This is a genomic window from Streptomyces sp. M41(2017) (assembly GCF_002078175.1).
In the GTDB taxonomy this organism is placed as follows: Bacteria; Actinomycetota; Actinomycetes; order Streptomycetales; family Streptomycetaceae; genus Streptomyces.
On sequence record NZ_MWFK01000001.1, the window covers coordinates 424,823 to 445,673 of the forward strand.

The following is a 20,851-nucleotide window of genomic DNA, read 5'->3' on the forward strand; positions in this document are numbered from 1 at the left end:
GAGGCGGCCCACAGGACTTAGGTCACCTACGAAGCGGCTTCGTAGCCCCACCCCATGACATGAACGCATCGAAACCCCCTCCGACCAGGGGTTTGAGACCCAGGTCACACAGGGGACTTTCATCGCGAATGCGACCACCACTAGTAAAAAGGGTCATTGCGGACAGCCGCTGAGCCTGTTTCTCTGGAGCAGTCGCCAGGCGCCGACGGCCCACCCGGGTCGCGGCGCCGACGTACGCCCCACCGCTTCACGTGGTCACGGCATGCGAGCGACCTCATGTCCCCGAAGAAAAAGGTTCTCCGTGTCCGTCTCTGTCATCCGTCGCGCCGTCTCCTCCCCGAAGAAGGCCCTCGCCGGTGCCGCCGTGGCCGCCGCCACCGCCGGCATGGTCCTGGCCGCGGCGCCCGCCCAGGCCGCCACGCCGACCAGCGCCTCCTCCGCGAAGACGATCGCGCACAAGATGATCCCGGACTCCGGCCAGTTCAACGCCTTCAGCAAGATCGTGGAGCACGAGAGCGGCTGGAACCCCAGCGCGACCAACTCCTCCTCCGGTGCGTACGGCCTGGTCCAGGCCCTGCCCGGCTCGAAGATGGCGTCCGCCGGCTCCGACTGGAAGACCAACCCCAAGACCCAGATCAAGTGGGGTCTCGACTACATGAACTCCCGCTACGGCAGCCCGGCCGGCGCGTGGAACTTCTGGCAGGCCAACGGCTGGTACTGAGCCGGCCCACAAGCAGGCGGCGACCCCCGATCCCCGGGGCCGCCGCCTTTCGCGTACCCGGGGCCGGCCGCACCCCTCGGGCCTCGAGCCCGTGGCCCCGCCCTCCGCCAGGGCCACAAGCGTTTCTCGCCCCCGCCGCCCCTACCCTTCCCACCCCGGGGCTCCGCCCCGGACCCCGCTCCTCAAACGCCGGAGGGGCTGAAATTCCCGCCCGCACCCGGCATCCGGCGTGAGGGGCCGTGCCGGTACATCAGATGCCCGTCGCTTACGCCCGGATCGAGCAGCCCCCACCTCTCGACCCACGTCTGATCCAACGCCGACGGGCGGATGTACCGGCACGGCCCCGACCCACCCACCAGCCGCACCCGGGAAACGGGACCGAAGGCGCCTACAGCCGCTGGAGGATCGTCCCCGTCGCCAGTCCCCCACCCGCGCACATCGTCACCAGCGCGAACTCCTTGTCCTGACGCTCCAGCTCGTGCAGCGCCGTGGCGATGAGCCGGGCCCCCGTGGCCCCCACGGGATGCCCCAGCGCGATCCCGCCCCCGTTGACGTTCACCCTGGACAGGTCCTGCTCGAAGACCTGCGCCCAGCTCAGCACCACGGAGGCGAACGCCTCGTTGATCTCGACGAGGTCGATGTCCTTCAGCGACATCCCCGCCTTGCCCAGCACGGCCCGCGTCGCGTCGATCGGCCCGTCCAGGTGGAAGTGCGGATCGGACCCCACCAGCGCCTGCGCCACGATCCGCGCGCGGGGCCGCAGCTTCAGCGCCCGCGCCATCCGCTTGGACGCCCACAGGATCGCCGCCGCACCGTCGGAGATCTGCGAGGAGTTGCCGGCCGTGTGCACGGCGGTCGGCATGACCGGCTTCAGCCGCCCCAGCGCCTCCATCGACGTGTCCCGCAGCCCCTCGTCCCGGTCGACGAGCCGCCACATGCCCTGCCCGGCCGCCTGCTCCTCCTCGGTCGTCGGCACCTGCACGGCGAACGTCTCCCGCTTGAACCGCTCCTCCGACCACGCGATCGCGGCCCGCTCCTGCGAGATGAGCCCGAGGGAGTCGACGTTCTCGCGCGTCAGCCCGCGATGCCGCGCGATCCGCTCGGCCGCCTCGAACTGGTTCGGCAGATCGACGTTCCACTCGTCGGGGAACGGCTTGCCCGGCCCGTGCTTGGAGCCGGACCCGAGCGGCACCCGGGACATCGCCTCCACGCCGCAGGAGATGCCGACGTCGATGACCCCGGCCGCGATCATGTTGGCGGCCATGTGCGAGGCCTGCTGCGAGGAACCGCACTGACAGTCGACGGTCGTCGCGGCGGTCTCGTAGGGCAGTCCCATGGCCAGCCAGGCCGTGCGCGCGGGGTTCATGGACTGCTCGCCGGCGTGGGTCACCGTGCCGCCGACGATCTGCTCGACGCAGTCGGCGTGGATGCCGGTGCGGCCGAGGAGTTCACGGTAGGTCTCGCCCAGGAGATAGGCGGGATGCAGATTGGCGAGCGCGCCACCGCGCTTGCCGATGGGCGTCCGTACGGCTTCGACGATCACGGGTTCCGCGGCCATGGGGGCTCGTCCTCTCCTCAGGCCTGCCCGGCGGCCAGGCCCAGCTCACCCGCGCAGCGCGGGGCGTCCCGGCCCACCCACCGCGCAGAACTAGAACGCGTACCAGTTCTGCGTGCAGTTTGCTGAGCGGACCCCCCGCGCCGCAAGGGTCGTGCAGCTCCCGAAGTCGTGATCTGCACGAATCCCGCACGGAATTGGGGGCCCCGCGCCTCTTGCCACTTGTAGAACCCGTTACTACCTTCACGGCGATTCCCTGTTCCTGATGGACCGTCAGAACCGCCGTCAGAACCGCCGTCGGAAACGCCGCCGGAACCACCGTCAGAACTGCCCTCAGAACCACCGGAGCCGCCCGAAGCAGCGGGCCGTCACCACCGTAGGCGCGAGACCTGGAGTTGCCGATGCCCTGTCCAGCGCTGCCCGACGGGTTCGATTTCACCGACCCCGACGTCCTGCACCACCGCGTGCCCCTCCCGGAGTTCGCCGAGCTGCGCCGGGCCGAAGCGGTCCACTGGATCCCGCAGCAGCACGGCGTCGCGGGCTTCGGGGACGACGGCTACTGGGCCGTCACCCGGCACGCCGACGTCAAGTACGTCTCGACGCACCCCGAACTCTTCTCCTCGTTCCTCAACACGGCCGTCATCCGCTTCAACGAGCACATCCAGCGGGAGCAGATCGAGGTCCAGCGCCTCATCATGCTCAACATGGACCCGCCGGAGCACACCCGGGTCCGCCAGATCGTGCAGCGCGGCTTCACCCCGCGCGCCATCCGCTCGCTGGAGGACGCGCTGCGCGCCCGGGCCGGCTCCATCGTGGCGAACGCGCTCGACCGGGCCGGCCCGGACGGAGCGTTCGACTTCGTCACCCAGGTGGCCTGCGAGCTGCCGCTGCAGGCGATCGCCGAGCTGATCGGCGTCCCGCAGGAGGACCGCGTCAAGATCTTCGACTGGTCCAACAAGATGGTGGCGTACGACGATCCGGAGTACGCGATCACGGAGGAGATCGGCGCCGACTCGGCGACCGAACTCATCTCGTACGCGATGAACATGGCCGCCGACCGCAAGCAGTGCCCGGCGAAGGACATCGTCAGCACGCTGGTGGCGGCGGAGGACGAGGGCAACCTCGCCTCCGACGAGTTCGGCTTCTTCGTCCTGCTGCTGGCCGTCGCCGGCAACGAGACCACCCGTAACGCCATCACGCACGGCATGCACGCCCTGCTCACCCACCCCGACCAGTGGGAGCTCTACAAGCGGGAGCGCCCGAGGACCACCGCCGAGGAGATCGTCCGCTGGGCGACCCCCGTCGTCGCCTTCCAGCGCACCGCGACCCAGGACACCGAGCTCGGCGGGCAGCGGATCGCGAAGGGCGACCGGGTCGGCATCTTCTACTCCTCCGCCAACCACGACCCCGAGGTGTTCGAGAACCCCGAGGTCTTCGACATCACCCGCGACCCGAACCCGCACCTCGGATTCGGCGGCGGCGGCCCGCACTTCTGTCTCGGCAAGTCGCTGGCCACCCTGGAGATCGACCTGATCTTCAACGCGATCGCCGACGCGATGCCCGGCCTGCGGCTCTCCGGCGACCCGCGCCGGCTGCGCTCCGCCTGGCTGAACGGCGTCAAGGAACTCCAGGTCCGGCAGGCGTAGCGGGAGCCCCATCGCTCGGGCCGGCGGCCTCCCGGCATCCGCCGGCCCGTCCCGCGGGGGTCAGCTCCGGATACGGCCGGTGGCCGGAACCGGCACCTCGGCTCCGGCCTCGACCGTCTTCCCCGGCCTCCGGGGCCGGGGGCCCTGGAGGAGGTAGGTCAGTCCGAAGCCCGCGGCGACCACGGCGGCGCCGCCGAAGGCGTCCAGGGTCCAGTGGTTGCCGGTCGCGACGATCGCGGAGACGGTGAACAAGGGGTGCAGCAGGCCCAGCGCCTTCATCCACCCCTTCGGCGCCAGGATCGCGATGACGAGGCCGCACCACAGGGACCAGCCGAAGTGCAGCGAGGGCATCGCCGCGTACTGGTTGGTGAGCGAGGTCAGCGTGCCGTAGTCCGGCTTGGAGAAGTCCTGCACCCCGTGCACGGTGTCGATGACGCCGAGACCCGGCATCAGGCGGGGCGGGGCGAGCGGGTAGAGCCAGAAGCCGACGAGGGCGAACAGGGTCGCGAAGCCGAGGGCCGAGCGGGCCCAGCGGTAGTCGGCGGGGCGTCGGACGTAGAGCACCGCGAGGACGCCCAGCGGGACGAAGAAGTGGAACGACTCGTAGTAGAAGTCGAAGAAGTCGCGCAGGAACCCGATCTTGAACACGGCGTGGTTGACCCAGTGCTCGATGTCGATGCGCAGGAACCGTTCGACGGCGAGTATCTGGTCGCCGTGGTGTTCGGCGGTGGCCCGGCCCCCCGCGTTGGTGCCGCCGGTCGCGGCGAGCCTGACCTGCTGGTAGGCGGAGTAGCCGACGCGGATCAGGAGCAGTTCGAGCAGCAGGTTCGGGCGGGCGAGGACGCGGCCGGGCACGGGCAGCAGCGGTACCCGCTTCCACCGGGTGGGCACGGGCTCCGCGTAGTCGGTGGGGACCGGCGCCCGGTAGTACGCGGAGGTGCGGGACAGGAACGGGACGAGGGTGGCGGCGGCCAGCGCGGCGATCAGCACGACGTTGTCGCGCACCGGGTGCAGCACCGCCATGTTCGGCAGCATCATCTTCCCGGGCAGAGTCATGACGAGGACGACGGCGACGGGCCACATGAAGCGGTCCGAGGTCTTCCTGCCCACCCGTCCGACGACCGCGAGCAGCACCCACAGCAGCTGGTACTGCCAGGTGGTGGGCGAGACGGCGACGGCGACGCAGCCGGTGATGGCGACGGCGAGGAGGAGCTGCCCGTCGCGGGCGTAGAACACCGCGCGGCGCAGTCCGAGGACGGCGACCGCCGCGCCGAGGGCCAGGAACAGCCCGATCTCCAGGGGGCCACTGAGGCCGAAGCGCAGCAGCGCACCGTGCAGGGACTGGTTGGCGAGGTCGTCGGCGGCCCGGCCGAGGCCGACGCCCGCGAGGTGGTGCACCCAGTAGGTGTTCGAGTCGTGGGGCATCGCCGCCCAGGCGAGCGCGGTGAGAGCGGCGAACGTGACGCCCGTGGAGACGGCGGCCCGGCGGCGGCCGGTGAACCAGAGCAGCGGGGCGAAGAGCAGCACGGTGGGCTGGAGGGCCGCGGCGAGACCGATCAGGACGCCGCAGGCGCGCTCCCCGCGCACGGCGAAGCAGCCGAGGAGGACGAGGAGGACCGGGATGATGCTGGTCTGCCCGAGGTAGAGGGCGTTGCGCACGGGCAGGGACAGCATCAGCAGGCTGATGGCGACGGGTGCGGCGAGCAGCGCCGTACGGCGGCTGACGGGCTGCGGCAGGGCGCGTGCGGCGACCAGGCCGAGCGCGACGACCAGCAGCAGGGTGCCGAAGGTCCAGCCCCAGCCGAGTGCCTGTTCGGCCGCCCGGGTGAGGGGTTTGAGGACGAGTCCCCCGAACGGGGTCCCGGTGAACTGCGTGGAGTCGTACAGCGAGCCCTTCACGTGCAGGACGCCGTCGGATCCGACCCAGGTCTCCAGGTCCGTCAGCCGGTCCGCCTTGGGGGTGCCGAGGACGGCGGCGACCTGCCGTGCGGCGAGGAGGGCGGCGATCACCCAGAGCCCGACGCGGAGCGCGCGCAGCCGGACTCTCGCGGTCTGCGCTCCTGCCGCGAAGGCATTTCCCGCTCGTCCGCCGTGCTCCGCGTTCGCCACGCCTCGTCGACCCTCCCGCCCCCGTTGTTCCGTTATGTCTCGTACACCCTGTACGTCAGCCCTCGTCACGACCCTACGAGGCTCGCGCCGCCCCGTCGAAAGACGCGGGCAACCCTCGCTCCACCTGACATCGGCATCCCTTTTGCCCGGATGACGATAGTCGTCCGGGACGTCGGTTCCGTCCGGGGGCCGCGACATACCTCACAGACGGGACGCCCGCGGGGCGTCCCGAAGCGCCGCGTCCTGCCTGCATATGCCGCCTTTAGGCGCATACCGCGAGGGCGCGCTCACTCCACGTCATCCGGACGAGTGGCTCTAAGGTCGCTTTTCGGCCTGCCTCCGGGCAGGCCTCGGTTCCGCCTCCGGGCGGGCCGCGTCCCTGTCCCCTGCGGAAGGAAGGCCCTTGCCCACCGCGACCCCGGTAGCCCCCGCGACATCCGTCCCGGCCCCCGCCCGCCCGGCATCCCCAGAGGTCACCGTCACCGACCCCGCGCTCGTCAAGCGCGCTGTGAAGGCGGCAGCGCTCGGCAACGCGATGGAATGGTTCGACTTCGGTGTCTACAGCTACATCGCGGTGACCCTGGGCAAGGTCTTCTTCCCCTCGGGCAATCCGACCGCCCAGCTCCTGTCGACCTTCGGCGCCTTCGCCGCGGCCTTCCTGGTCCGCCCCCTCGGCGGCATGGTCTTCGGCCCGCTCGGCGACCGCATCGGCCGCCAGAAGGTCCTCGCCCTCACGATGATCATGATGGCGGCGGGCACGTTCGCGATCGGCCTGATCCCGTCGTACGCCTCGATCGGCGTCGGCGCCCCGATCCTGCTCCTCGCGGCCCGCCTGGTGCAGGGCTTCTCCACCGGCGGCGAGTACGCGGGCGCCTCGACGTTCATCGCCGAGTACGCGCCCGACAAGAAGCGCGGCTTCTTCGGCAGCTGGCTGGAGTTCGGCACGCTCGCCGGATACATCGGCGGCGCGGGTCTGGTCACCCTGATGACCGCGCTGCTCTCCTCCGACGACCTGCTCTCCTGGGGCTGGCGCATCCCGTTCCTGATCGCCGGCCCGATGGGCATCATCGGCCTCTACCTGCGGATGCGCCTGGAGGAGACCCCGGCGTTCACCGCAGAACTGGACAAGGCCGAGGCCGACCGCCCCAAGGTGCCGCTGCGCGAGATGATCACCGGCCAGTGGCGCGCCCTGCTGCTGTGCGTCGGCCTGGTCCTCGTCTTCAACGTCACCGACTACATGCTGCTGTCCTACATGCCGAGCTACCTGACCAGCGAGCTGAAGTACGACGAGACGCACGGTCTGCTCGTGGTCCTCGGCGTGATGGCGCTGATGATGATCGTGCAGCCCTTCGCCGGCGCGCTGACCGACCGGATCGGCCGTCGCCCGGTGATCGCCGCGGGCTGCGCGGGCTTCCTCGCCCTGTCCGTCCCGGCGCTGCTGCTGATCCGCCAGGGCAGCCTGGTCGCGATCGCCCTCGGCATGGGGGCCCTCGGTCTGCTGCTGGTCTGCTTCACCGCCGCGATGCCGGCCGCGCTCCCGGCGCTCTTCCCGACCCGGGTCCGCTACGGCTCGCTGTCCATCGGCTTCAACATCTCCGTCTCGCTCTTCGGCGGCACCACCCCGCTGGTGGTCACCGCCCTCATCGGAGCGACCGGGAACATGATGATGCCCGCCTACTACATGATGGCCGCGGCCGTCATCGGCGGTGTGGCCGTCTGGTTCATGTCGGAGTCGGCGGGCCGCCCGCTGCCGGGTTCCGCGCCCGCCGTGGAGCCCGTGCCCGCGCGCGACTGACACCGCGTCCACCGGCCGGACCTCGAAGGGCCGCGGTCGCGGGGCACCATGCCCCGCGACCGCGGCCCTTCGCCGTACCGTGCGCCGGCCCGCCCCCGGCCGGCCGGCACCGGAGCGCCGGGCCCGGAACCGGCTGGCAGGCACCGGCGCGGACGACTAGGTTTCCCCCTGAGATACTTAGCGCATCTAACTAGGCATACGAAAGGCCCGGTGCATGAGCGAGTCGCAGGTCTGGACCGACGTCGACGACCACTTCACCACCCTCCTGGCCCCCGCCGACGAGACGCTGGCCGCCGCGCTGCGCGACAGCGACGCGGCCGGACTGCCCCCCATCAACGTCGCCCCGAACCAGGGCAAGCTGCTCCGGCTCCTCGCCGAGATCCAGGGCGCCCGCCGCATCCTGGAGATCGGCACCCTCGGCGGCTACAGCACGATCTGGCTCGGCCGCGCCCTGCCCGCCGACGGCCGGCTGGTCACCCTGGAGTACGACCCCCGGCACGCCGAGGTCGCCCGCGGCAACCTCGCCCGGGCCGGCCTGGCCGAGGTCGCCGAGGTGCGGGTCGGCCCCGCCCTGGAGTCCCTGCCGAAACTGGCGGACGAGAACCCCGAGCCCTTCGACTTCGTCTTCATCGACGCGGACAAGGTGAACAACGCCCACTACCTGGACTGGGCGGTCCGGCTCACCCGGCCCGGCAGCGTGATCGTCCTCGACAACGTCGTCCGCGGCGGCGCGGTCACCGACGCGACGAGCACCGACCCGAGCGTGCGGGGCACCCGGGCCGCGCTCGAACTCATCGCCTCGCACCCCCGGCTGGACGGCACGGCGGTCCAGACGGTGGGCAGCAAGGGCTACGACGGCTTCGCGCTGGCCCGCGTACACGCCTGAGCCGCCCGTCGGCCCACTCCCGCCGACCCGCCGGCCCCGCACCCCTCGGTCGTGTCCGGCCTAGGGCTCGTGGTAGAAGCCCACGTTCACGGTGCGGGGGCCCGTGCGGTCCTGGATGACGAGTTCGCCCGAGCCGCCCGCGGGCAGCCGGGCCGTGCCCCCGTACGGCAGCGGCTGCGGCTGGAGGCCCGCCAGGGCCAGCCGGACCTCGGAGGACGGCTCCGGGTGGGAGCCCTGCAGCCAGGTGACCTGCCAGGAGCCGTCCGGTCCGCACAGGAACTCCAGATGGACCCGGGACACGAACAGCCAGTCGTCGGGGGTCGCGAGCCGGCACACGGCCCGGTCCCGGCCCACCCGCAGCATGGCCCCGGGGTCGCTCGGCGCGTCGGCCATCAGCATCCCGGCCGTCGCGCCGGCGTCCCCGCCGGACATCGTGGCCATGGTGAGTTCGAGCACGCGTGCTCCTTCGTGAAGGGTGCTGGTCCCAGTGTCCTGACGCGGCGTGATTCCCACGCCGCCGCCGCATGATAATTCGACCATTCCCGTCCTGGTGCGGCCTCGGGCACAATGGACCCATGACGGAGCGCAAGCCACCCGGTGTCAGCTTCGAGTCCTGGGTCGACCGGCAGATCCGCGAGGCGGAGTCCCGCGGCGAGTTCGACGAACTCCCGGGCGCGGGGAAGCCGTTGCCTGCGGTAACCGACACGCCGTACGACGAACTCTGGTGGATCAAGCGGAAGATGGTCCGTGAGGGCCTGTCGGTACTACCGCCCACGCTGGCCCTGCGCAAGGAGGCGGAGGACGCCCTCGTCGCGGCGGCCGCGGCGCCCTCGGAGCGGGCCGTGCGGCGGATCGTCGAGGACATCAACGCCAAGATCCGTGAGGTCATGTTCAAGCCGCCGCCGGGTCCGCCCCTCGGGCTGAAGCCCTACGACGTGGAGAAGATCGTCCAGGAGTGGCGCGCGGCCCGCGAAGGCCGGACCGCCTGAGCCCGCGGAGTCGGAGCCGCGCAAAAGCAGGCCGGGCGTCCGGGCGCCCGCCGGCGGCCCGGACGGCAGGAGCGGCGCGGTCGTCCCGACCGCGCGAACGCCGTGAGGCCGCGTCCCGGAACATGGTCCGGGACGCGGCCTCACGGTGCCTGCGGTGTCCGAGGGCGGCTCAGATGTGCAGCAGCCGTTCGGTCATCTCGCGGTAGTCCTGCAGGGCGAGCCGCAGCTTCTCGGTGTCGGAGGCCGACGCCTTGCCCTCACCGCCGGACTGCCAGGAGGTGCGCAGGGAACGACGGCGCTGGGACACGGCTTCCGTGAACCGGCTCGCGAGTTCCTCGAGGACGTGGTCCGCCTCCTCGACGGACGCCTCCGGCCCGTCGACGAACCCGCCGACCGCCTGCCGCATCCGCTGCGAGAACTTGTCGTACTCGTCGCCGGGGAGCAGCCGCTCCCCGTGCTTCCCGGATTCCTTGGCCGAGTCCTTGGCGGCACCCTGGCCGTAGGCCTTGCCGTCCGTACGGGTCCCGCCGTCCGCGGAGCCGCTCGTGGGGAGCGCTCCCGCGGTGTCACGACGCACGCCACCGGCGTCGCGCGACGCGGAACCGGGCTCGGCGTTGTCCGTGTCGAGGTCCGTGTCACGCGAGGTGACCGACCGGCCCGTACCGGTGCGGCTCGTCCGGTCCTCGTGCGAGGCGGCGCGCTCACCGCTGCGGACGTCCGCGCTCTCGCGGGCCGGCGTGCCGGTCCCGGTCGTCCGGGCGGCGGTGTCGTCGCCGGTCCGGGCCGCGCGGGCCGCCTTCGCCTCGTCACCGATGCCGGTGCTCGCGCCGGTGGTACGACCGGTGCCGGTGCGGGACTTCGCCTCGTCACCGATGCCGGTGCTCGTGCTCGTACTCGTGCCGGTGGTGCCGGTGCGTGACGTCGTGTCGTCGCCCGTCGTGGCCGACCGGACCGCGGCGGTGTCGCCGGCCCTCGACCGGTCGCCCGGGGTGTGCTCGTCGGGCGTGGGGTCCAGGTGGCCCTTCAGTGCCTCACGGCGCGACACGTCCTCGTCGGAGGCGCTGTCGGCCGCCTTCGCCCGGTCGTCCTCGGGACGCTCGGGGGGCACCGGGGTGACACGGCCCTTCATGGCCGCGTCGCCGGACGGGTTGCGCTCAGGGTCCTGCTCGGGCTTCATCGCGTTCACCTTCCTCGACTCCCCTTCTCCTGGAGCCTGGTGAACGACCAGGGCAGGTGGGAGCGAGTGTCGTGGTTGGAAGTCTGTGGGACGTCTCGGTGCTGTCGGGTGCTCGGCGTCCGCCGTGCTCCCGGTGCGCCGCGTGTTGCCGCTCGCGTCGTTGTCGGCGGGCTAGGCGGGTTCGGTGTGCCGGTCGTTCTTGGTCATGCCGAACCGCCGGGTGCGCGGGGAGCGGTCGTCCTCGGACTCGCTCACGTCGTCCGCGCCGTCCGTGTCCCGCACGTGAGCGCTGGACCTGTCCTCGCGGTCCGAGCTCATCAGGTCCTCGAACAGGGCGCGGGCCTGCAGCATCGCCTCGCGCATCTGCTCGGTGTCGACGGTGCCGTTCTTGTCCGTACGGGCGAGCGCGGCCCGGTGCACCGTGCGGTAGCCGTGGACGTGGTGTCCGTGGTGCACGGACAGTGCGGAGACCTGCTCCTCGTACTGCTCCACGCCGGGGAACCCGCGTGCTCCGGCCAGGTCGCCGAGCAGCCGGTCGGCCTCGGCCACCGCCTCGCCCGGGGAGTCGACGAAGCGCTCCTGCGCGGCGGTCCAACCAGCCGTGAACCGCTCCCGGTCCGCGGGGTCGAGGGCCTTCTCGCGCAGTCCGCCGTGCAGCTTCACCCGCTCGGCGAGGTCGGCCTCGGCGGCCTTGGTGTCACCGTCGTGCCGGGCGACGGCACGGTCGTACTCCGGGCCGAAGCGCCGCCGAAGGGTACGGCCGCCGGGCGGCCGTCGGTTGAGGAGGGTCAGGGCGGCCGCGACGACGGCAACGGCCACCACGATCACGATCAGAGCGATGATCACGCCTGTGGACATGGATGCCTTCCGGGGTTCTCGACCCAACGGGCCGGTTCTTCACCCGGGTTGCCCGGAAGTCGCTCCTCAAACGGCGGCGGTCACGGCGCGTAGGGCCGAGGCCCCACCTCCGCTCCCCCGCCTCTCCGTCACCACGCGGGCCGGGGTCGTCTCCCGCCACGACCGGGCCGACGTCTCAGGCAGGCTCCCCCAGGCGCCTGACCGCTGACGGCCCGCCCTCGTGCGGGCGTTCCGCGTCCGAGCCGCACATCTCCTCGTTCAGCTCCACCACCAGCTGGGTGAGGTCGGTCGGCCGGTCCGGGCTCCACCAGTCGCCGAGGAGCGCGGCGAGCGACTCCTCGCGGGCCAGCGACAGCTTCCGGGCGGCGGCACGTCCCTCGTCCGTCAGCACGAGGTCCAGGCCCTCGCGCCGGGCGAGCCCGCGCTCCTCGATCTGGCGGGTGCCGGCCAGCACGACGCCCAGCGGGACCGTGCTCTTCTCGGCGAGCAGGGCGGGCTCCGCCCACCCGTACTTCCTGATCCGCAGCAGCAGCCAGCTCGCCGCCGGCTGCAGGTCGTAACCCGCCCGTTCGGTGATCTCCTCGTAGATCTGGCGCCGCCCCTCCCGTGTGCCGAGCACGGACAGCGCCCGGCACACCTCGTCGTACGACGACCGCTCGACGGGATTGCTGGCGAGCGTCTCCGTGACGTCGGGGGCCGTGACCGACCCGCGCAGTCTGTCCTCCCGCAGGAACCAGGCCAGCGCGAAGCCGAGCACGGCGACAGGGGCCGCGTACAGGAAGACGTCGGTGATCGACGTGGCGAACGCGTGCAGGACCGGTGGCTGCAGATCGGGGGGCAGCGCGCCGATCCCCTTCGGATCGGCCTTGAGCGAGTCCGTCGTGATGCCCGGCGGCAGGTTCTGCCCCGCCAGGGCCTTCGTCAGGCTGTCGCCGAGACGGCTCGCGAAGACCGTGCCGAAGATCGCGACGCCGAACGAGGCGCCGATGGACCGGAAGAACGTCGCGCCGGAGGTGGCGACGCCCAGGTCCTCGTACGAGACCGCGTTCTGCACGATCAGCACCAGGACCTGCATGACCAGGCCGAGGCCCAGGCCGAAGACGAAGAAGTACGCGCTCATCTCGGCGGTGCTGCTGTTCTCGTCCATCTGGTGCAGCAGGAGCAGGCCGATGGCGGTGATGCCGGTGCCCGCCACCGGAAACACCTTCCAGCGGCCGGTCCGGCTGACGATCTGCCCGGAGACCGTGGACGACAGCAGCAGTCCGAAGACCATCGGGAGCATGTGCACACCCGACAGCGTGGGTGTCACACCCTGTACGACCTGGAGGAACGTCGGCAGATAGGTCAGCGCGCCGAACATCGCGAAGCCGACGATGAAGCTGATGATCGCCGACAGGGTGAAGGTGTGGACGCGGAAGAGCTTGAGCGGAAGGACGGGTTCGGCCGCCCGCCGCTCCACCGAGACGAACGCGAAGCCGAGCAGCACGCCGAGCACCGCGAGACCGATGATCTGCGGCGAGTTCCAGTCCCAGGTGGTGCCGCCCAGCGAGGCCACCAGGACCAGACAGGTGGCGACCGCGGCGATCAGGAACGTACCGAGGTAGTCGATGACGTGGCGGGCCGACTTCTTCGGGATGTGCAGCACCGCCGCGATGACGACGAGCGCGACGACGCCGACGGGCAGGTTGATGTAGAAGACCCAGCGCCAGCTCAGGTGCTGGGTGAACACCCCGCCGAGCAGCGGCCCGAGCACACTCGTCGCGCCGAAGACCGCCCCGAACAGGCCCTGGTACTTGCCTCGTTCGCGCGGCGGGACGAGGTCGCCGACGATCGCCATCGACAGCACCATCAGGCCGCCGCCGCCGAGCCCCTGCAACGCCCGGAACCCGATCAGCTCGCCCATGTTCTGCGACATGCCGCACAGCGCCGACCCGATCAGGAAGATCACGATCGCCGTCTGGAACAGCCGCTTGCGGCCGTACTGGTCACCCAGCTTGCCCCACAGCGGCGTGGCCGCCGTCGACGCGAGCAGATAGGCCGTGACCACCCAGGACAGGTGTTCCAGGCCGCCGAGGTCGCTGACGATGGTGGGCAGCGCGGTCGACACGATCGTCTGGTCCAGCGCGGCGAGCAGCATGCCGAGCAGCAGCGCGCCGATGGAGACGATGACGCTGCCGTGCACGCTGTCGCGGGCATCGGTGGCCGCCGCCGTACGGCGGCGCACGGCGGACTCGCTGACCGCGACGGACTCGTGCGGGTCGATCGGACCGGCGAGGCCGGTCCCGCTGTCCCGTCCGTCGCCTCCGTGGCCGCCGTCGCCGCCGCCCGCGCCACCGGCACCCGGGCCCGGGCCCGCTCCGGTCGGCGCGTCCGGCCCGTCCGTGCCGCGGCCGGCGGGCGTCTGCGAACCGTGCGCGTCCCCGGTCATTCGGCCTCCCTGCGCCCCGAGCGTCTCGATCACCCTCCATCCTGATCGGTGTGTCCGGTTATGGCCTGTCGAGGCGTCCGGAATCCGGGATTCCGGGGGGCTCGTTGAAGGTTGTGTGAAGGCGGTCCGGATAATCTCTGGAGTTCTCTGGGGAGGGACCCACTCGTGACTGAACAGACCGGGCATGTCTGCCCCCGGTGTGCCGCCCGTCGCGCACCGGACGGCACCCCGTCCTGCACCTGCACCCGCCGCGCGTCCGACGCCCTCCGGGACGCCCGCACGGCGGAGGCCGCGGCGGCCGAGGACTTCGACCCACTGCGCATACGCCCTTACGTGGAGCTGAGCCGGGACGGCGCGGCCCCAGGTGTGCCGGGGGGCGCGCCGGGGCCCGAGCCGACCGGAATGCCGGCCGCGGGTGCCACGACGGCGGGAACCGGGGGGCCGGTCGCCGGCGGGGGCACCGGCCCGGTGAACGGTGCCGGCGCGCGGCCCGGGCCGATGGACGCCTCAGGCACGGCCGCCGCCGGGCCGGTCGGGCAGCCCGGTGAACCCGGTGAACCCGGGATCGTGCCGCCGCCGGCCGGGGAGGCCCCCTCGGCCTCCACGATGCGGCTGGCCGCCGTACCGGCGGACGCGGCCCTTCCGGCCGACGCGACCATGCGGCTGCAGGCGCTCCCTTCGGAGCCGCGGGCCGCCGACGTCCGGCTGTTCCAGGAACGTCCCTCGCACCCCGGGACGGCGGCCGCCCCCGGGGCCGGACGGCCGGGGCGCAGACGGCGCAACGGGGTCCTGGCCGCGGCCGGAGTCGTGGTGACGTTGGTGGCCGCCGCGGGGTTCGCGGGCGGTCTGCTCTCGTACGACACTCCCGCGCGGGACGGGGCCCTGCCCGAGGACGTACGGGCGAGCGTGCCGGACGTGTCGCCGAAGGCGGCGTCGGTGGCCCCGTCGGCGAGCACCTCGCCCACGGTGTCGGCACCGGCGGCACCGGCGTCCTCCCTGAGCGCGAGCCCCTCGCCTTCGGCGTCCGGGGCGAGCACGTCGGCGTCGCCGTCACCGTCGGCCTCGTCGTCCTCCTCGTCCGCTCCGCCGAGCGCGACGGCCACCGCGACGGGGTCGGCGCAGGACACGGGGGGCCAGCAGGGGCTGGGACCCGCGCCGACCCTGCAACGCGGCGACGACGGCCCCGAGGTCACCGAACTCCAGCTGCGCATGCGCCAGTTGAGGATGTACATGGGCGACGCGGACGGCCACTTCGACCGCCACCTCGAAGACGCCGTGCGCTGGTACCAGTGGGCGCGCGGCATCACGTCGGACCCGTCGGGCGTCTATGGAGCCGCCACGCGCACGAGCCTGGAGTCGGAGACGTCCCAACCGTGAACCGGGGTTACGCCTCGGCGCCGGCCGGGTTCCGGTCCGGTGGGTGGGGCGGGGCCGTGCCGGTACATCCGCCCGTCGCCGTTGGATCAGACGTGAGTGGAGAAGCGGAACGCTGCTCGATCCGGGCGTAAGCGACGGGCATCTGATGTACCGGCACGGCCCCTCGCGTCGGACGCCGTGTGCGGGCCGTGCGTGGCCGGGGCGCGGCCCTTTCGTCGGGTGCCGGGTGCGGGCGTGAATTTCAGCCCCTCCGGCGTTTGAGGAGCGGGGTCCGGGGCGGAGCCCCGGGGTGGGAAGGGTAGGGGCGGAGGGGGCGAAAAACCCGGCCCCGGCCAACACGCACCCTCCCCAAGGACCTTCTCAGCCGATGTGAAGGCGAAGGGTCCCGTCTCCGAGGGACTCGACCCGCACCTGGGTGAGGTCACGTACGAGCACGTCCGGCGCGTGGAACCCGGCGCGGGGTCCGACCCCGACGACCCGCATCCCGGCGGCACGCCCCGCGGCGATCCCCGCCCCGGAGTCCTCGAACACGATGCAGTCCTCGGGCGCGACCCCCAGCTCGGCCGCCCCCTTGAGGAACCCCTCGGGATCCGGCTTGCTGGCCCCGACCGACTCGGCGGTGACCCGTACATCGGGGAGTTCGAGACCGGCGGCGGCCATCCGGCCGTTGGAGAGGGCCACGTCCGCGGAGGTGACGAGGGCGTGGGGGACTCCGGCGAGGGAGGCGAGGAACTCGGTGGCACCCGGGATCTCGACGACGCCGTCCATGTCGGCGGTCTCCTCGGCCAGCATCCGCGTGTTGTCCGCGTAGTTCTGTTCCATGGGCCGGTTCGGCAGGAGAACGGCCATCGAGGCGTAGCCCTGGCGACCGTGGACGACCTTCATGACCTCGTCCCCGTCCAGCCCGTGCCGCTCGGCCCAGCGGCGCCAGCAGCGCTCGACGACGACGTCCGAGTTGACGAGGGTGCCGTCCATGTCGAGCAGGAGGGCGCGGGCGGTCAGAACGGTCGTGGCCGTCATCGGCATGCTCCAAAGTGCGGGGTGGGGGTTCAAGAATCCCCCGGGAACAAGGCGGCCCCGCCCACCGGTCAGGGAGGTGCGGGCGGGAGCCACTTTGTTCCTTCACGATACAAAACAAGCGCCCCTCGGCGCCACCACCCCTGACCTGCCCTTATGACATCCGACCCACAGGGTCAACCCCAGACCCCCGCAATAGACACCCCTCGGCCACCCTCCGGACAGAGCCCTCCGACCCAACGCGGCTCCACCCCTGGCCCCCAGAGGCCGACGAGCGCCGAACACCCCAGGACCTGCGTCTCGACCCCCGTCGACCCGCACCCGGCATGCGGCGTGAGGGGCCGTGCCGGTACATCAGATGCCCGTCGCTTACGCCCGGATCGAGCAGCGTTCCGCTTCTCCACTCACGTCTGATCCAACGGCGACGGGCGGATGTACCGGCACGGCCCCGCCCCACCCACCGGACCGAGCCGAAGCCGGAACCGGAGCCAAAGCCGGTTCCGGACCGAACCGGAACGGAACGGAACGGAACGGAACGGAACGGAAGCCTGAGGCACCGGTACCGCCCGACGCGCAGCCGAAGGCACCCGTACCGCCCGGCGCGCAGCCGAACCTCAGCCGACCCCGGGCCTCAGCCCGCGACCGCCTCGTACAGGCTCCAGACCCCCAGCCCCACCATCAGCAACGCGGCCACCTTCGTGATCAGCGACAGCGGCACCCGCTTCATCAGTGCCTTGCCGCCCACGATGCCCAGCCCCGCGACCGCCCAGAGCGCCAGCACCGCGCCGACGCCCACCGAGACGGGGTCGTCGTAGCGTGCCGCGAGGTTCGCGGTCATGATCTGGGTGAGGTCGCCGAACTCGGCGACGAGAATGAGCATGAAGCCCGCCCCGGAGACCTTCCAGAAGCTCTGGTTCTCCGGGTCGCGGACCTCCTCCTCGTCCTCGCCCTTCTTCATCAGCAGCACGGCCGCGCCACCGAGGAACAGCACACCGGTGACCGCGTGCACGATCTGCTGCGGCAGCAGGGTCAGCACACTGCCCGCCGCGACGGCGAGGGCCACGTGGACGGCGAAGGCGGCGGCGACGCCGGCGAAGACGTAGGAGGCGCGGTAGCGCGTGCCGAGGACGAGGCCGGCGAGCGCGGTCTTGTCCGGCAGCTCGGCAAGGAAGACGACACCGAAGACGAGCGCCATCACGCTGAAGCTGATCAAAATTCCTCAATCGGTCGGGCTGCCCCGCCGAGAGTTGCGACTGCGCGTTCTGTGACTGCGCGACACCTCGGCACGGCAGCACACAGCGGCGCCCGCACCGAGAGGCGCGAGCGGAAGAACCCTTGCCGGTGGGCCCGGCACGGGCATGTGCACTGCTTGCCGAAGGTCTCGCTGGCCGGCCTCGTGGACGAGGTCTGCCTCCGGGCGCCGGCTCAGACGAGCTGAGCAGTATGTCGACGGTCCGGCGAAGAGCTACTCCCCTTCTGCGCCGTTCATAGTACGCGACCGGCGGACGGGCTCCGCAGGGCCGAAGGTCCCCGCACCCCGGGAGCACCCCGGGCCACCCGCAGAAATGCCCCCAAGCACCGCACACCCGCAGAAAGACGTGAGCGCCCGCACGCTCTCCGACGAAACTTGCGCCCCGCACCTTGTCATGTCATGTACGCGTCACTAACTTCTAACCGCGTACTCACCTCCCGGCAACACACCCCCGCGAGCATTCCTTCGCCCGCTCGCTCGCACTCCAACACCCCCACACCCCAAGGGAGTTCGCATGCCAAAGGTCTACGCGCGTCGACGGCTGAGCATACTCGCGGCCGCCACCGGACTGATAGCCCTGGCCGGTGTCTTCAACGGCCCGACCGCCTCCGCCGCCCTCCCCACCCCGGTCAGCGCGGCCACCGCGCGCACCTACCTCGCGTCCCTCACCGTCGCCGCGGAGAACCGCACCGGCTACAACCGCGACCTGTTCCCGACCTGGATCACCATCAGCGGCACCTGCGACACCCGTGAGTACGTCCTCAAGCGCGACGGCACGAACGTCGTCACCACCTCGGCCTGCACCGCCACCAGCGGGTCGTGGCACTCCGTCTACGACGGCGCCAACTGGACGGCCGCGTCCGACCTCGACATCGACCACCTCGTGCCGCTCGCCGAGGCCTGGGACTCGGGCGCCGGCGCCTGGACCACCGCGCAGCGCCAGGGCTTCGCCAACGACGTCACCCGCCCGCAGCTGCTGGCCGTCACGGACAACGTGAACCAGTCGAAGGGCGACAAGGACCCGGCCGAGTGGATGCCCCCGCTCAGCTCGTACGCCTGCACGTACGTCCGCGCCTGGGTGCAGGTGAAGTACTACTACAACCTCAAGGTCGACTCCGCCGAGAAGTCCAAGCTGAGCTCGGTCCTGAGCGGCTGCTGACCCGTACCGACAGGGCCGCCCTCGGGCGCCCGACTCCCCGTGAATTCCGGGCACCGCTCCCCCCACGGCATGGCCGCGGTGTCCGGAACCTCGCCACCGGCCTCCGTCGTTCCGTACCGTACGGGGCGACGGAGGAGGGTGATCATTCATGGCCGAGCTGCGCCTGGGGCCGCTGCTGAGGTATGTCGACGGTTCGTCCGCGACCTTCTGGGTCGAGGCGAGCCGCCCGTGCACCGCCGAGGTGCGCTGCGCGGACGGGACGTCGGGATCGGCCCCGACGTTCCAGGTCGCGGGCCACCACTACGCGCTGGTGCCGGTGAGCGGGCTGACACCCGGCACCGTGACGGCGTACGAGGTGCTGCTCGACGACGTGACGGTGTGGCCCCTTCCCGGGTCCGCCTTCCCTCCCTCGGTGGTCCGCACCTCGGCGGGTGACGAGGCGGCGGTCCGCGTCACCTTCGGCTCCTGCCGCTGGGCGGCGCCGCCCGCGGACGAGAAGGACCCGGTCGGGCCCGACGCGCTGGACACCCTCGCGGCCCGCGTCGCGGCGGACCCGGACGGCGAACGCCCGGACGTGCTGCTGCTGTTGGGCGACCAGGTGTACGCGGACGAGGTCTCGGACGCGACCCGCGCGTGGATAGCGTCCCGCCGGGATCTGGCCGACCCCCCGGGCCATCAGGTCGCGGACTACGAGGAGTACACCCGGCTCTACTACGAGTCCTGGCTGGACCCCGAGATCCGCTGGCTGCTGTCCACCGTGCCCAGCTGCATGATCTTCGACGACCACGACGTCATCGACGACTGGAACACCAGCGACGCCTGGCTCGAGGACATCCGCGCGACCCCGTGGTGGCGCGAACGGATCCTGAGCGGCCTGATGTCGTACTGGGTCCACCAGCACCTCGGCAACCTCTCCCCCGACGAGCTCACGGACAACCCGCTGTACGCGGCGGTGCGCGAGACGCCCGACGGCACGGACGTGCTGCGGGCCTTCGCCGCACAGGCCGACTCCGATCCGGCCTCGGTCCGCTGGAGCTACCGCCGCGACTTCGGCCGGACCCGGGTCCTGATGGTCGACAGCCGTGCGGCCCGCGTCCTGGACGAGCAGAACCGGGCGATGCTCGACCCCGGCGAGTCGGCGTGGGTGCGCGAACAGGCCCTGGACGCGCCGGAGACCCGCGACCACCTGCTGATCGGCACGTCGCTGCCCTGGCTGCTGCCGCCGCTGATCCACCAGGCGGAGGCATGGGACGCCGCGCTGTGCCGAGGGGAGCGGGGCGCGCGCTGGGCACGGTTCGGCGAGAAACTGCGGCGCACGGCGGACCTGGAGCACTGGGCGGCGTTCCCGCGGTCCTTCGAGGAGTTGGCGGACCTCATCGCCGACGTGGGATCCGGCGAGCACGCGCCCGCGACCGTGTGCGTGCTGTCGGGGGACGTGCACCACGCCTATGTCGCCGAGCCCGTCTGGGCCGAGCCCGCCCGGCAGCCGGCGGCCCATGTGGTCCAGCTGACGTGCTCCCCCGTCCACAACTCCGTCCCGCCGCAGATCCGGCTCGGTTTCCGCTTCGGCTGGAGCCGCCTCGCGCGGGGGCTCGGCAACCGCCTTGCCCGGCACGGCCGCTGCCCGCGCCCGTCGGTCGACTGGAACCGGTCGGGCGGCCCCTGGTTCGGCAATCAGCTGATGACGCTGACCCTTCAGGGGCGTTCGGCCTCCCTGCGCCTCGAGAAGGTGGTGCGGGGTCGCGACGACCGGGCGGGCGGAGCCGTCCGGCTGCGGACGGTGCGGGAGTCCGCACTCGCCCCGCAATAGGGCCTTTTCGCCTGGTTGTTGGGCTGTTTGTCCCCGATGATCGTGACGCATCCCACACCGGGTGCCGATCCT

At 71.8% G+C, this 20,851-nt stretch carries 16 protein-coding genes; 8 read left to right on the forward strand and 8 right to left on the reverse strand.

The annotated features are described in order from the left end of the window. Positions 1–301: 301 nt before the first annotated feature. Complete coding sequence (locus B0675_RS01880) at positions 302–721, forward strand: transglycosylase SLT domain-containing protein (protein ID WP_081216981.1); 420 nt, start codon at positions 302–304, stop codon at positions 719–721. Positions 722–1,109: 388 nt separating this feature from the next. Here the strand turns inward: B0675_RS01880 and B0675_RS01885 are convergent, their stop codons facing one another. After that, on the reverse strand, positions 1,110–2,279 hold the full coding sequence (locus tag B0675_RS01885) for a steroid 3-ketoacyl-CoA thiolase (protein WP_081216982.1): 1,170 nt from the start codon (positions 2,277–2,279) through the stop codon (positions 1,110–1,112). A 398-nt stretch (positions 2,280–2,677) separates the two neighbouring features. Here B0675_RS01885 and B0675_RS01895 point away from each other — a divergent pair, with 398 nt between their 5' ends. Continuing rightward, positions 2,678–3,922: a cytochrome P450 gene (locus B0675_RS01895; RefSeq protein ID WP_081216983.1), complete on the forward strand. Its 1,245-nt coding sequence runs from the start codon at positions 2,678–2,680 to the stop codon at positions 3,920–3,922. A gap of 60 nt (positions 3,923–3,982) precedes the next feature. On the opposite strand, the gene B0675_RS01900 is transcribed toward B0675_RS01895, so the two are convergent. After that, positions 3,983–6,031, reverse strand: coding sequence for a bifunctional glycosyltransferase 87/phosphatase PAP2 family protein (locus B0675_RS01900; protein WP_081216984.1), 2,049 nt, complete (start codon positions 6,029–6,031; stop codon positions 3,983–3,985). 403 nt (positions 6,032–6,434) lie between these two features. Between B0675_RS01900 and proP the strand changes: the two genes are divergently transcribed. Both proP and B0675_RS01910 read left to right on the forward strand, forming a co-directional pair. Then, the gene (proP, locus tag B0675_RS01905) at positions 6,435–7,826 is read left to right on the forward strand and encodes a glycine betaine/L-proline transporter ProP (RefSeq protein ID WP_081216985.1); all 1,392 of its coding nucleotides are present in this window, start codon (positions 6,435–6,437) and stop codon (positions 7,824–7,826) included. Between the two features lie 214 nt (positions 7,827–8,040). Further along, positions 8,041–8,712 (forward strand): O-methyltransferase, encoded by a 672-nt coding sequence (locus B0675_RS01910; RefSeq protein ID WP_081216986.1) that lies wholly within the window; start codon positions 8,041–8,043, stop codon positions 8,710–8,712. Between the two features lie 60 nt (positions 8,713–8,772). Here B0675_RS01910 and B0675_RS01915 read toward each other — a convergent pair whose 3' ends face one another. Beyond that, positions 8,773–9,168: a hypothetical protein gene (locus B0675_RS01915; protein ID WP_081216987.1), complete on the reverse strand. Its 396-nt coding sequence runs from the start codon at positions 9,166–9,168 to the stop codon at positions 8,773–8,775. 119 nt (positions 9,169–9,287) lie between these two features. On the opposite strand from B0675_RS01915, the gene B0675_RS01920 reads away from it, so the two are divergent. Beyond that, on the forward strand, positions 9,288–9,701 hold the full coding sequence (locus B0675_RS01920) for a DUF1992 domain-containing protein (RefSeq protein ID WP_081216988.1): 414 nt from the start codon (positions 9,288–9,290) through the stop codon (positions 9,699–9,701). A gap of 169 nt (positions 9,702–9,870) precedes the next feature. On the opposite strand, the gene B0675_RS40345 is transcribed toward B0675_RS01920, so the two are convergent. The 3 genes from B0675_RS40345 to B0675_RS01935 form a co-directional block, all read right to left on the reverse strand. Further along, positions 9,871–10,878, reverse strand: coding sequence for a hypothetical protein (locus B0675_RS40345; RefSeq protein ID WP_107482539.1), 1,008 nt, complete (start codon positions 10,876–10,878; stop codon positions 9,871–9,873). A 171-nt stretch (positions 10,879–11,049) separates the two neighbouring features. Next, positions 11,050–11,736 (reverse strand): hypothetical protein, encoded by a 687-nt coding sequence (locus tag B0675_RS01930; RefSeq protein WP_081216989.1) that lies wholly within the window; start codon positions 11,734–11,736, stop codon positions 11,050–11,052. A 175-nt stretch (positions 11,737–11,911) separates the two neighbouring features. Then, positions 11,912–13,873, reverse strand: a complete 1,962-nt coding sequence (locus B0675_RS01935; RefSeq protein ID WP_241539885.1) for an MFS transporter — start codon at positions 13,871–13,873, stop codon at positions 11,912–11,914. A 456-nt stretch (positions 13,874–14,329) separates the two neighbouring features. Here B0675_RS01935 and B0675_RS01940 point away from each other — a divergent pair, with 456 nt between their 5' ends. Next, positions 14,330–15,541: a peptidoglycan-binding domain-containing protein gene (locus B0675_RS01940; RefSeq protein WP_081216990.1), complete on the forward strand. Its 1,212-nt coding sequence runs from the start codon at positions 14,330–14,332 to the stop codon at positions 15,539–15,541. Positions 15,542–15,901: 360 nt separating this feature from the next. Here B0675_RS01940 and B0675_RS01945 read toward each other — a convergent pair whose 3' ends face one another. Further along, the gene (locus B0675_RS01945) at positions 15,902–16,567 is read right to left on the reverse strand and encodes an HAD-IA family hydrolase (RefSeq protein ID WP_081216991.1); all 666 of its coding nucleotides are present in this window, start codon (positions 16,565–16,567) and stop codon (positions 15,902–15,904) included. 622 nt (positions 16,568–17,189) lie between these two features. Beyond that, positions 17,190–17,771, reverse strand: coding sequence for a TMEM165/GDT1 family protein (locus tag B0675_RS01950; protein ID WP_081216992.1), 582 nt, complete (start codon positions 17,769–17,771; stop codon positions 17,190–17,192). A gap of 553 nt (positions 17,772–18,324) precedes the next feature. Between B0675_RS01950 and B0675_RS01955 the strand changes: the two genes are divergently transcribed. Next, positions 18,325–18,969, forward strand: a complete 645-nt coding sequence (locus B0675_RS01955) for an HNH endonuclease family protein (protein ID WP_081216993.1) — start codon at positions 18,325–18,327, stop codon at positions 18,967–18,969. A 148-nt stretch (positions 18,970–19,117) separates the two neighbouring features. Next, positions 19,118–20,779 carry an alkaline phosphatase D family protein gene (locus tag B0675_RS01960; protein ID WP_081216994.1) on the forward strand — a complete coding sequence of 554 codons (1,662 nt, stop codon included), beginning with the start codon at positions 19,118–19,120 and terminating at the stop codon, positions 20,777–20,779. The last annotated feature ends 72 nt before the right edge of the window (positions 20,780–20,851 follow it).